At 63.5% G+C, this 12,139-nt stretch carries 8 protein-coding genes; 4 read left to right on the top strand and 4 right to left on the bottom strand.

Going from position 1 to position 12,139, the window contains the following annotated elements; all coding sequences use genetic code 11:
* Positions 1-60: 60 nt before the first annotated feature.
* Both MUY37_RS10085 and MUY37_RS10080 read right to left on the bottom strand, forming a co-directional pair.
* Complete coding sequence (locus tag MUY37_RS10085; RefSeq protein ID WP_499195248.1) at positions 61-1,626, bottom strand: leucyl aminopeptidase family protein; 1,566 nt, start codon at positions 1,624-1,626, stop codon at positions 61-63.
* A gap of 117 nt (positions 1,627-1,743) precedes the next feature.
* Positions 1,744-3,192: an ATP-binding protein gene (locus tag MUY37_RS10080; RefSeq protein ID WP_499195247.1), complete on the bottom strand. Its 1,449-nt coding sequence runs from the start codon at positions 3,190-3,192 to the stop codon at positions 1,744-1,746.
* Between the two features lie 119 nt (positions 3,193-3,311).
* Here MUY37_RS10080 and MUY37_RS10075 point away from each other — a divergent pair, with 119 nt between their 5' ends.
* The 3 genes from MUY37_RS10075 (at position 3,312) to MUY37_RS10065 (ending at position 8,789) form a co-directional block, all read left to right on the top strand.
* Positions 3,312-5,516, top strand: coding sequence for an acylase (locus MUY37_RS10075; RefSeq protein ID WP_499195246.1), 2,205 nt, complete (start codon positions 3,312-3,314; stop codon positions 5,514-5,516).
* Positions 5,517-5,542: 26 nt separating this feature from the next.
* Positions 5,543-8,413: a M16 family metallopeptidase gene (locus MUY37_RS10070; RefSeq protein ID WP_499195245.1), complete on the top strand. Its 2,871-nt coding sequence runs from the start codon at positions 5,543-5,545 to the stop codon at positions 8,411-8,413.
* A gap of 67 nt (positions 8,414-8,480) precedes the next feature.
* On the top strand, positions 8,481-8,789 hold the full coding sequence (locus tag MUY37_RS10065) for a hypothetical protein (RefSeq protein ID WP_115416130.1): 309 nt from the start codon (positions 8,481-8,483) through the stop codon (positions 8,787-8,789).
* A gap of 75 nt (positions 8,790-8,864) precedes the next feature.
* Here MUY37_RS10065 and MUY37_RS10060 read toward each other — a convergent pair whose 3' ends face one another.
* Positions 8,865-9,458, bottom strand: a complete 594-nt coding sequence (locus MUY37_RS10060; RefSeq protein WP_499195244.1) for a hypothetical protein — start codon at positions 9,456-9,458, stop codon at positions 8,865-8,867.
* A 40-nt stretch (positions 9,459-9,498) separates the two neighbouring features.
* On the opposite strand from MUY37_RS10060, the gene MUY37_RS10055 reads away from it, so the two are divergent.
* Positions 9,499-9,741, top strand: coding sequence for a hypothetical protein (locus MUY37_RS10055; RefSeq protein WP_499195243.1), 243 nt, complete (start codon positions 9,499-9,501; stop codon positions 9,739-9,741).
* Positions 9,742-9,911: 170 nt separating this feature from the next.
* On the opposite strand, the gene MUY37_RS10050 is transcribed toward MUY37_RS10055, so the two are convergent.
* Complete coding sequence (locus tag MUY37_RS10050; RefSeq protein WP_499195242.1) at positions 9,912-12,074, bottom strand: S46 family peptidase; 2,163 nt, start codon at positions 12,072-12,074, stop codon at positions 9,912-9,914.
* Between the last annotated feature and the right edge of the window lie 65 nt (positions 12,075-12,139).

The raw sequence follows: 12,139 nt of genomic DNA, 5'->3' as shown, positions 1-12,139 counted from the left end.
CGGCACCCACCGCAAGGGGGCGCGCGCCGCAGCGACCGCGTCTGGCAAAGCTCGCCGGATTTAACGGGGGCGCCAGCTACGCGCCAGCTCGTCGAGCAGCATCACACCATATCCGCTCGATCCGGCAGGCACCAGCGGCGAGCTGGTCGACGCATCGTCGACCGACGCCATGTCGATATGGATCCAGGGAAGATCGTCGGGCACGAAATACTCGATGAAATGCGCTCCCGAGCTGGCCCCGGGCGACACGCCGCCATTGACCACATCCGCAATCTCGGAATCGCGAACGGCCTTGCGATAGCTTTCGTGCAGCGGCAACTGCCACAAGGGCTCGTCGACCCGCTGGCCTGCGGCGATTGCCGCTTCGGCAAAAGCCTTGTCCCGCGCAAAGACGCCCGCATATTCCGGCCCCAGCGCCCTTCCGACAGAGCCCGTCAGCGTGGCGATATCGACCAGGGCATAGGGATCGGTTTCGCGCACCACATATTCGATGGCATCGGACAGGACGAGGCGACCTTCGGCATCGGTGCTGACGATCTCGATGGTCTTGCCCGACATGGTCCGCACCACATCACCCGGCCGCTGGGCGTTGTCGCCCGGCATGTTTTCGGCCAGCGCCGCCACCGCGACCGCATGGACCGGCGCGCCCGATCTGGCGAGGCTGTAGATCGCCCCGGTCACAGCCGCCGCGCCCGACATATCGCGTTTCATCGCGCCCATTCCGCTGCTCGGCTTGATCGAAATGCCGCCGGTATCGAAAGTAATGCCCTTGCCGGCCAGCGCTATCGGAGCGCCCGAAGCGCCGCGATAAGCGATCATCATCAGCCGTGGCGGGCGGCGACTGCCCTGCCCGACACCGGCGATAGCTCCCATGTTCATCCGCCGCATGTCCGCCTGATCGAGAACACTGATCGAGACATTCGGCACGCCTGCGAACAGGGCCTGCGCGCGGGCGACAAAGCTTTCCGGGTAGATCACACTGGCCGGTTCGTTGACGAGATCGCGGGCGAAGCGCACGCCGTCTGCCAGTGCCGCTTGGCGGCCGGTCCACGATGCCGCCGCCTCGGCAGCCTGCACGCCGACAAAGGTGATCGGCTGTGAAGGCTTGGCCGATCGGTCGCTCTTGTAGCGGTCGAACCGGTATTGTCCGAGCGTTGCGCCAAGCCCGGCCATCGCCATGGCATCGCTGCCCGGCAAGCCTACCACGGCAATCGGTGCATCCTCTTCGGCGAGTGCCTGAGCAATCCGCCCCCCGACGACACGCCAATCGATCGGCTGCCCGTCCTCATTGGCGGCGCCGAACAGGACGATGCGCGGCGATCCGGCGGCCGAAGGCAGGTCGAGCAATTCGCCTGCCTTTCCCGCGAATTCGGCAGCGGCGATTCGCGCCTGCGCATCGACAGGCAGGCCGTCCACGCCATCGGGCAAGCCCGTATCGGTCATCACGACCGCCAGCGCCGCATCGGCCGGAACGGAGCGGGCAAAGGCAATCGGGCGCTCTTCGCTGTTGCCGATAGCTGCCGGAACGATCCCCGATCCCGGGACGTCCTGCGCAGCGAGCAGCGCGGGGCTGGCAGCGGTGGCGGCAAGGGCAAGGGTCAAGGCGGCGAAAGTATGGCGTTTCATGGGCAGTCCCCCGAACAGTCTGATTGGCAGATAATACGCGCAGATAACGCCTGACCCAATCTGCCATCGCGGGAAAGTTCGGCCTCGGCGACCGACACACTGGTATCGACGAGCGGTTTATCCCGCTTCTATACCCTCGAGGCCGGGGACCATCACCGTGCGATCGCCGCCGAAATCCTCGCGCACGACGACCAGGCCCTGCCGCTCCAGATGGTCGAGCAGTCGGCGGATACGTCCTGGCGAACTCGTGCCATAGGCTCGCGCCAGTTCGGCCTCATCGACCTGGGTCTCGCCCGCATGGGCGGCCTTGGCGATGACCAGAAACGGCCCCAACAGGTCTTCTTCGACCGCTTTGGCCAAATCCATGATCCGCGCCTGGAGCGCCTCGTCGAGTTCGCCCAGCCCCGCCCCGGCGATCGCGAAACGGCGCCGGAAAGCGCGCATGTCGGGCATGGGTCCGATCAGCCGTTCGCGGCGGCACCGCGTGAGGAAGGTCTGGTATTGCGCGCTGGCCGACTGGAAAGCGATCCCCTCCTCCTGCGCAAGTTCGCCAATGATCTCCGCGATCCGGGTGGCAACGGCGGAGGTGTCGCCCGGCTCGGCAGGCGTGTCCACCTGGCGTTCCTCGGCCCCGGCAATGCTGTCGGCCACTTCCTCTACCCGTGGAGCGGGCGGCAGGGCGGGCGGCGGCGGCGCCTTGGCGACTTCGCTAGCCAGATCGGTGGTAAGCAACGCGGCCATGTCCTCGGGCGCGGTATCGGGGAGCGCCATCAGGCCTTCGCTCCGAGCGGCGTGGCCGGTCTTCACCGGGCCGATCTTCACCGCCAGCGGCACACGCGTGATCGCCGGTCCAAGCGCGAGGAAATGCCCGCGTTCGAGCTCGCGAATACGTTCCGCCTGCCGCCGCTCCATCCCGAGCAGATCGGCGGCGCGGACCATGTCGATATCGAGGAAGGTCCGGCCCATCAGAAAGTTCGAGGCCTCGGCGGCCACATTCTTGGCGAGCTTGGCCAGCCGCTGGGTGGCGACGATCCCGGCAAGGCCGCGCTTGCGCCCGCGACACATCAGGTTAGTCATCGCCGACAGCGTCATGCGCCGCGTATCCTCGGCCATCTCCCCGGCGGCAGCGGGCGCGAACATCTGCGCTTCGTCGACCACCACCAGCGCAGGATACCAGTGCTCGCGCGGGGCATCGAACAGCGCGGTCAGAAACTGGGCGGCGCAGCGGATCTGCTGCTCGACTTCGAGCCCGTCGAGATCGAGCACGACGCTGGCGCGGTGTTCGCGGATGCGCCGGGCGAGCGCTTCGATCTCGCCGGGCGAATAGGCCGATCCGTCGATCACCACATGGCCGAATTCGTCGGCCAGAGAGGGGAAGTCGCCTTCGGGATCGATCACCACCTGCTGGACCATCCCGGCGCTTTCTTCGAGCAACCGGCGGATCAGGTGCGACTTGCCGCTGCCCGAATTACCCTGGACGAGCAATCGGGTGGCGAGGAGTTCCTCGATATCGAACTCGACCGGCTTGCCGGAGGATTCGTGGCCGATGGTGATCTGCGCTGTCACTCGCATGTGATTAGCCAGCCGAATGCCCGCTGGGGAGCATGCCCGGCGCGGTTTTGCCCAATCGCGTTGCGTCACGCCCGAGCCCTCGCTAGGCCGGTTGCGAGAGAGGACGGATTTCGATGAAAAAATGGCTGGGGCGCATCGGCTTTGCGCTGCTCGTGATCGTGCTGGTGGCGTTTGTCGGGCTGGCAAGCTGGGAGCCCTTCTTCGCCAAGCGCGACGATATCGCGCAGTCGAACGATAGCTATACGGCGGAAATCATCCGCGACGAATTCGGCGTTCCGCACATTTACGGCGAACGGGATGCGGACGTGGCCTATGGTGTCGCCATCGCCCATTCCGAAGACGATTTCTTCACGCTGCAAGACGTCATCGCCATGGCGCGAGGACGGTATGGCGCCATTGCCGGACCCGATGGCGCGGCGGTGGATTATGTCTACCACCTGCTCGACGCACGCGGGACCGCGGAAAGACACTATCCGAACCTGCCGGGCGATACGCGCGCCCTGTTCGAAGCCTATGCCACGGGCCTCAACGATTATGCGCGCGCGCATCCGGGAGAAATCAAGCTTGCGAACCTGTTTCCAGTCGACGGCATGGACGTTGCCGCCGGCTTTGCCTTGCGCCAGCCCTTCTTCTTCGGGTTGAACAACACCATCGAGCCACTGGTTGCGGGCGAGGATCTCCGCCCCGAATTCGGGCCGCCCGTCGAAGCGGAAGAAACCCCCTCCCCCTCCCAGGCCCGCGCCTACCCATTGCCCTGGGGCGAAGACGGTGCTCTGGCGGGATCGAACGCCTTTGCAATCGCACCGGAAAAATCGGGCGACGGCGTGACTCGTCTGGTCTCCAACAGTCACCAGCCATGGCGCGGGGGCGTGGCGTGGTACGAACTCGTCGTCCAGAGCGACGAAGGCTGGCATTATGCCGGCGCCAATTTCCCCGGCAGCCCGTTTCCCTTCCTTGGACATAACGAACATCTGGGCTGGACCAATACGGTCAATCGCCCAGACATGACCGATGTCTACAGGCTGGTGGTCGACGACAGCGGCAGGAAGTATCGCATGGGGGATCGCTGGCTCGAGCTGGAGGAAGAGACGGTCACGCTTCCGGTGCGTTTCGGGCCGGTGGTCCTCCCCGTCCGGCGGACCGTATATCGCAGCGTCCACGGCCCGGTCATCAAGAACGACAGGGGGGCTTTCGCCATCCGCTATGGCGGGATCGACAATCTGGGACAGCTCGATGCCTATTACCGGCTCAACAAGGCGGAAACGCTTGAGGAATGGCAGGCTATCCTGGCGCGGATGGATATCCCCTCGACCAACTTCATCTACGCCGATGAGGGGGGCAATATCGCCTATGTCTATAATGCCGCCCTGCCCGATCGGGCCAAGGGATATGACTGGCGCGGCGTCCTCCCGGGCGACGATCCCAAGGCATTGTGGAACGCACCGGTATCCTACGAAGCCCTGCCGAAATACATCAATCCGGCTTCGGGCTGGCTCTACAATGCCAACAACACGCCCTTCACGGCCGCAGGCGAAGGCAGCGATCTTGCGCCGAGCGCCGTCCTGCCCGAACTGGGGGTGGAGCTCAAACAGACCAACCGCTCGCGCCGGGCGTGGAAGCTGATGAGCGAGGATGGGCCGATAACACTCGATCGGTTGAAGGCGATCAAATACGATACCGCCTACGAGCGCGAAGGATATGTCGCCGATCTGTGGGACGCGCTGGAACGGCTCGAACTCGATCCCGACAGCGAGCTCGGCCGTGCCCGCGCATTGCTGCTCGACTGGGATTTTACCGCGGACAATGTCGGTTCGGGCGATGCTTTGGCCCTGCTGATGATCAAGGAATTCATGTCCGCCGAATATCAGAACAAGCCCTTGCCCGACGTTCGCGAGCAGCTCGAATGGTCGGTCGATCATCTCGAAACACATTTCGGCCGGATCGATCCGCCCATGGGGGACGTGCTGCGCCTGCGGCAGGGCGATGTCGACCTGCCCCTGGATGGCGGTTCGGACACATTGCGCGCGTCGACCACCTGGGAGGTGGAGGAAGACGGCCGGCTGTCGGTCAAACACGGCGACAGCTTCATTCAGTTCGTCGAATGGGCTCCGGGGAAACGCGTGCGGTCGCAATCGATCCAGCCCTTTGGCGCAGCCACCACGCGCCCGACATCGCCGCATTATGTCGATCAAGCTAGGCTGTTCATCCAGCATCGCTTGAAACCGGTCAATTTCTGGCGCGAAGATGCGATCGCAAATGCAGCGAGCCGGAAGACCGTGACGAACCGGCCCGGAAGCCGTAGCGTCAAACCCCATTGAAAAACCGAATCGAATATCGAGGTATCATGCGCAGACAGCATTTTCTTACCGCCAGCATTTTCGCCCTAGCCCTGGGCATGGGTGCCACAAGTACTGGTCTGGGCATCACTACTGCCGCCCATGCGCAAACAACTGCCGCTGACGCGGAACCGGCCGCGCTGGCCGAACTGGTCGACGAAGTCGACATTCCCTACGAGAAATTCACGCTCGATAACGGGCTCGACGTCATCGTCCACACCGACCGCAAGGCTCCGGTGGTCGCGGTTGCCGTGTGGTACAATGTCGGTTCGAAGGACGAGCCTGAAGGCAAATCGGGTTTTGCGCATCTGTTCGAACACCTGATGTTCAACGGGTCCGAAAACGCGCCCAACGACTATTTCCAATATCTCCAGGAAATGGGTGCCACCGATTATAACGGCACGACGAACTTCGACCGGACGAACTATTTCCAGACCGTGCCGACACCCGCGCTCGAACGCGCGCTGTGGCTCGAAAGCGACCGTATGGGCTATCTGCTCGGCGCGGTCACGCAAACCAAGCTCGATAATCAGCGCGGCGTGGTCCAGAACGAGAAGCGTCAGGGCGATAACCAGCCCGGCGGCCTGATCTTCTACGAAATCGTCGAAACGCTTTTCCCCGCCCCGCACCCTTATGACCATACGCCGATCGGATCGATGGCGGATCTCGACAGCGCCAGCATGGAAGACGTGCGGGCCTGGTTCCGCAACAAATACGGCCCGAACAATGCCACGGTCGTTCTTGCGGGCGACATATCGGCAGCCGAAGCACGCCCTCTGGTCGAAAAATATTTCGGCCCCATCGCGCGCGGTCCGGTGAACAATCCGGCCCAGGCCAGTATTCCCGAGCTTGCCGAGGAGGTCCGCACCGTCATGCGCGATCAGGTCGCGGCGACCAGCATCAACAAATACTGGACCGCGCCCGGCATTTCCGACCGCGAGCTGACGGCGCTCACCGTCGGGGCGCAGATCCTCGGCGGCCTGTCGTCGAGCCGTCTCGACAATGCGCTGGTGCGCGACGAGAAGATCGCCGTAGGCGTTTCGGGCGGCAATTATGCCTTCCAGCGCGTCGGCATTCTCACCGTTTCCGCCACCGCCGCTCCCGATGCCGACCCGGCGCTGGTGGAACGGCGCCTCAACGAACTGGTCGATCAGTTCATCGCCGAAGGTCCGACCGAAGACGAAGTCCGCCGGGCAGCGACCAGTTCGGTCGCCGACACCATTCGCGGGCTCGAACAGGTCGGTGGCCGCGGCGGCAAGGCGGTTACACTCGCTTCGGGCGAGGTGCTGGCCGACGATCCCGATTTCTACGCCCGTCAGTTCGAAATTCTGGCGACGCTGACCCCTGCCGAAGTGCAGGCCGCGATGCAGCGTTGGATGACGCGGCCGGCCATGACCTTGGTCCTCGAGCCGGGCGAACGCGATGCGGACTATGAGGAAGCCGCCAGCGTTGCCGCAAGCGACGAGGATTCCGCAAGCGAAGCCGCCGCCGACGAGATAACCGTCACACAGGTCCGGCGAGCCCCGCCGATCGATTCTATCGCCGAACTCGACTTTCCCGATGTCGAGCACCGGACGCTCGCCAATGGCATGACGCTCCATTACGCGATGCGCGATGCCGTACCGGCGACTTATGTCACCCTGTCCTTCGATGCCGGCAGCGCCGCCGATCCGCTGGACAAGCGCGGCTTGGAAAGCCTGACGCTGCGCCTGTTCGAAGAAGGCACGACGAGCCTGAATTCGCGCGAGATTGCCGAAACGGGCGAGCGCCTGGGGGCGGACGTTTCGCTTGGCGGGGGGGCCGATCGGTCCAGCTTCACGCTCTCCGCCCTGTCGGCCAACCTCGTGCCCTCGCTCGAGCTCTTGTCCGATATCGTGCGCAACCCGGCATTCGATCCGGCAGAGGTCGAGCGTGTGCGCGCCCAGCAGATCACCGGTGTCGAACAGGAACTGCGCACACCCGCATCGATTGCGGCGCGCACGGCGGCGCCGCTGATCTATGGCGAGAACAGCCCTTATGCGGGACCGGGCAATGGAACGGTGGCCTCGCTCCGCTCGATCACGCGGGACGACATCACCGGGTTCAAGAACCGCTGGATCCGGCCCGACAATGGCGAGGTGTTCGTGGTTTCCGATCGGCCGATCGACGAGATCGTGACCGCGCTCGATGCCGTGTTCGGCGATTGGCAGGCGCCGACCGTTGCCAAGGGTGAAAAGGCCTTCGCAGCCCAACCGAACGAAGCGGACGCGAGCCGTATCGTCCTGGTCGACCGGCCCAATTCGCCGCAGAGCTATATCTATGGCGGTCAGATGACCCCGGCCGATGCGCGTGACGAAACCTATGTCGATTTCCTCAACGCGAACAATGCACTTGGCGGGAACTTCCTCGCCCGGCTCAATATGAATCTGCGCGAAGCCAAGGGATGGAGCTATGGTGTACGGGGCACTCCGCTGACCAACGAGAAAGCCGTTGCCTATACCGTGCGCGCGCCGGTTCAGGCAGACCGTACCGGCGATGCACTGGCCGAACTCATCCGCGAAACGAGCGAGTTTCTGGGAACCAACGGCGTCAGCGACGAGGAACTGACCCGGATCGTGACTGCCGAAATCGGCGAATTGCCCGGCCAGTTCGAAACGTCCGGCGCGATCCTGCGGGCCATGCAGACCAATGCGCTCTACGGCCGCCCGGACGATCACTACGAACGTTTGGCAGACCGCTATCGTGCGCAGACCACCGCGAGCCTCGATGCGGCGGCTCGCGCAGCGATCGATCCCGATCGGTTCGTATGGGTCGTGGTGGGCGATGCCGAGATCGTCGCCCCGCAGCTCGAGCAGCTTGGCCTGCCGGTCGAACGCGTCGAACTGGAAACGAGCGAGTAATTGACAATCGTGTAAGTAACCCCGATTGAAGGGCCACACGCATTCTCAACCGAAGGAAGGAATATCCATGTCCGTAGCAGGTACTTATGACACCGTAGTCAAGAGCCCGATGGGCGACCAGAAGGGCACGTTGACCGTCGTGCCCGGCGACGATGGCAACAGCTTCACCGGCTCGATGGCCGGCGGCATGGGCTCGATGGACATCACCGATGGCACCATCGAAGGCGGCGACACGCTCAAGTGGAAGATGGACATGACCGTGCCGATGCCGATGACGCTCAACTGCACCGCCACCGTCAATGGCGACCAGATGACCGGCACCGTCAATGCCGGCGCGTTCGGCGACATGCCGCTGACCGGCCAGCGCCAGGGCTAAACGCCGCGCCAGGACGAAAAAAGGGGCCGCCGGAGCGATCCGGCGGCCCTTTTTGCTGGCGGTATCGGGCGTTTCTCAGCCGGTGATGGAAAAATCGAAGATACGCGAGGTCTGCGCCCCTACCCCGGCCATTCCAACACCGCTTCCCGTCTGCGACGAATAAAGGAATCCGTACTCACCCGGTTCAAGCTCGACATTCGGCGTCACCCTGAACACTCCGGGCGCCAAACGCTCGTAATCGAACGGGATCTGGTCTTTCGCCATCACCCCGGCCTTGGCACCGCCAATGTTGATCTTGCCCACCTTCGCTTCGCGGCGATCTTTCTTGACCTTGAATCGAACCAGGCTGAATTCCGCCGGCGAAGTCACCGCGCCCGCCATCCAGAAATTCGCGCCACCCCGGTTCGACAGCGAACTGTTGGCTTGGTCGAAATAGAAATAGAATGTCGGTCGCGGCTGGCTTGTCGCGATGCGGGCGGAGGGCTGCGGAATAACCGTCTTGAAGCTCATTGAGGCGATGCCACCCGTGAGCGCATAGCCCAAAAACCCGCCGGTCTTCGTCTGGTTCGTCGTCGTCGCGTCGATATATTGCATCTTCGGTTCGGCGAGCCAATCGGCCATTAGATACACCCCCGATGCATGGGGGAGCATTGGATCGGGATCGTCCATTGAAACACTGGCCGCGTCCGACACGGTCGGAGCATTGGATTTGGCGATCATCGCCGCAATCACGGATGACGGGACGCCTCGGTTCTTGAGCAAAATGAGCTGGTCGGTCGTGACATCGAAGCGCGCTGCCGTCGCATCGATTTTCGCCACGATCGCTTCTTCACCCAGCCCGATCTCCACCAATTGGATGATCGAAGTATTATCAAGCGTCTCGGCAGCCAGCGGCGTGGCCGAGAGCAAGAACGCGGATATCATCGCCCCGAATTTCTGTATTTTCATGTGACCCCCTTGGAATGCTGGCCATTTCTACGTGGTGGATGTCGCCGGTCAACTGTATCGTGGCTCTCGACCGGCAATGCTCTGACCCGTCCGGCAGGTGGAGGCTTCGTCGAACTCAAAAAAAGGGGCCGCCGGATCGCTCCGGCGGCCCCCTTGATACGATGTGATGGTGTCCTAGCGGACCACATCCATTTCCTCGATCAGGCTATGCGCCCCGTCGACCTTGTCCATCACCCACAGCATGTAGCGGGTGTCGACGTGGATCGTACGCGTGGTGCGCGGATCGAAATCCCAGTCCGAATTGACGCTTTCGAACGTGCCGTCGAACAGCAAGCCGACCAGTTCGGCGCGGCCGTTCAATGTGGCCGAGCCGCTATTGCCGCCGGTGCTGTCGAGATCGGACAGGAAGTTCACCGGCACCGAGCCGATGCTGTCGAGCGCGTAGCCGCCATAGTCCTTCTCGCGAATTTCCTTGAGCTGGCGCGTCGGCGCGTTGAAGGGGTCCACGCCGGTATCCTTTGCCAGGATGCCCTCCAGCGTGGTGAACGGCAGATAAGCCATGCCGTCCTTGGGCGAGCCGCCGAGAACCGTGCCGTAGGTCACGCGCAGCGTGCTGTTGGCGTCGGGATAGGTCGCCAGGCCCTGCTCGCGCTGCCACTGCGTGATCGCGTCCATATAGGCGGGGCGCAGCGCCAGTGCGCGGCCCGAGCGCTCTTCGCTCTCGTCTTCCAGCTTGCGCTCGTAGGTGTAGAGCGCGATCGCCAGCTTCATGAATGGATCGTCGCTCGCCTCGAGTTCAGCAGCACTGGCATCCATCAGTGCGAGCCGCGTTTCGCTCTCGTCGAGCGATGTGCCCGTGTAATAGCCATCGACGATGGCATCGATCTGCTTGGCATCGTCCACGCCGATCAGGCCCAGCGCCTGGTCGAGCGCGGCCACGCGCTCGCCCTCGGGCTGTACGAGATAGCCGTTCAGGAACAGCAGCCACACGGCCTTGTCGACCGATGCGTCATAGCGGCGGTCGAGCGCCTGCAGGCCCTGACGGAAGAACGCCATGTCGCGTTCCTGATAACCGCTCTCGCGCTGGGCGTTGGGCTTCTCCTTCTCCTTGGCGAGGCGATAAAGCCGCTGTGCCGCGCTCAGCAATTGCGGACGGGTCGCGTTGTTATACCAGAAATTGGTCCGTGCGGCAGTGGCGCTCTCTTCCGACAGGGCATCGAGCGCGGCGATCGCCGTGGCATAGGGCTGGCGCGACGCATCGGCGGCGATCCAGGCATTGAGCGCATCCTCGCGGGCGCGGCGACGATCGACCAGGCCGACACGGCGCGCACCATCGATCTGGCCGCGCAGGTTTTTCTCGAAATTGTTGAGCCCGGCGAGGCGGGATTCGTATTTCACGCGCGCGTCCGACCCTTCGGGCGCAGCCGCTTCGATCGTGTCGATCCAGTCATTGATCAGCGTGACGAAGGTCGGATAGGTCCATTCGAAGGTGTTCTTCACCTCGCCTAGACGGGTGTAGCGATTGGTCGAACCGGGATAGCCCGCCGCCATGACGAAATCGCCATCGTCGAGCCCGGCCGCACTCACCTTGAGGTGGTGTTCGGGCTCATAGGGGACGTTCTCTTCCGCATATTCGGCCGAGGAGCCGTCCGGCGCGACATAGGCGCGGTAGAAGGCGAAATCGCCCGTGTGACGCGGCCACATCCAGTTATCGATATCGCCGCCATATTTCCCGACCGCATCGGCAGGGGCATAGACCAGCCGCACGTCCTTCACCTCGAGCCGCTTGATCAGCGTGTATTCCTTGCCGCCATAAAAGCTCGCGACGAGGCAGCGGAAACCGGCATCCTGTTCGCATTCGGCGGTGATGTCCTTCACCCGCTGGTCGACCGTATCGTAACGCTCGGTGGGCGACATTGCGTCGATCCCGTCGCGCACGCGCGCGGTGACATCGCTGATCTCGGTCGTCACATAGACGCGCGATCCGGGCGCGGTGGGCAGTTCCTCGCCCTTTGTTTCGGCCAGGAAACCGTTTTCGAGATAATTGTTCTCGGCGGTCGAATTGTACTGCACCGAACCGCGTGCGCAGTGGTGGTTGGTGACCACCAGGCCTTCATCCGACACGAAGCTGCCCGAACAGCCCTGGAGTTGCACGATCGCCCCCATCGGGAAGCCGGTGAGGTCCGACAGCGCTTCGGGCGAGACTTCCAGCCCGGTCTTGCGCAGGTCCTCGGCGATTTCGGGAAGCTGGCCGGGGGTGAACATCCCCTCTTTGGCGGCGAGCGGTGCGGATGCGGCGCAGGCCAGCATGGCCGCGACGGTGGCGGTTTTCTTCATTGGAATTCAGACCCCTTCCATCTGCGCAAAACGCGCAAGAATGGCCGCGAAGCTACCCCGCGCAG

The organism is Qipengyuania sp. ABI-127-1, from assembly GCA_022953095.1.
Classification (GTDB): domain Bacteria; phylum Pseudomonadota; class Alphaproteobacteria; order Sphingomonadales; family Sphingomonadaceae; genus Qipengyuania.
The sequence above is the reverse complement of the archived record's forward strand: the minus strand, read 5'-3'. Positions and strand labels throughout refer to the sequence as shown.

Coding starts and splice junctions, on each gene's coding strand:
- MUY37_RS10085 (WP_499195248.1), bottom strand. CDS start 1,626: ATGAAACGCCATACTTTCGCCGCCTTGACCCTTGCCCTTGCCGCCACC.
- MUY37_RS10075 (WP_499195246.1), top strand. CDS start 3,312: ATGAAAAAATGGCTGGGGCGCATCGGCTTTGCGCTGCTCGTGATCGTG.
- MUY37_RS10070 (WP_499195245.1), top strand. CDS start 5,543: ATGCGCAGACAGCATTTTCTTACCGCCAGCATTTTCGCCCTAGCCCTG.
- MUY37_RS10065 (WP_115416130.1), top strand. CDS start 8,481: ATGTCCGTAGCAGGTACTTATGACACCGTAGTCAAGAGCCCGATGGGC.
- MUY37_RS10060 (WP_499195244.1), bottom strand. CDS start 9,458: ATGGACGATCCCGATCCAATGCTCCCCCATGCATCGGGGGTGTATCTA.
- MUY37_RS10050 (WP_499195242.1), bottom strand. CDS start 12,074: ATGAAGAAAACCGCCACCGTCGCGGCCATGCTGGCCTGCGCCGCATCC.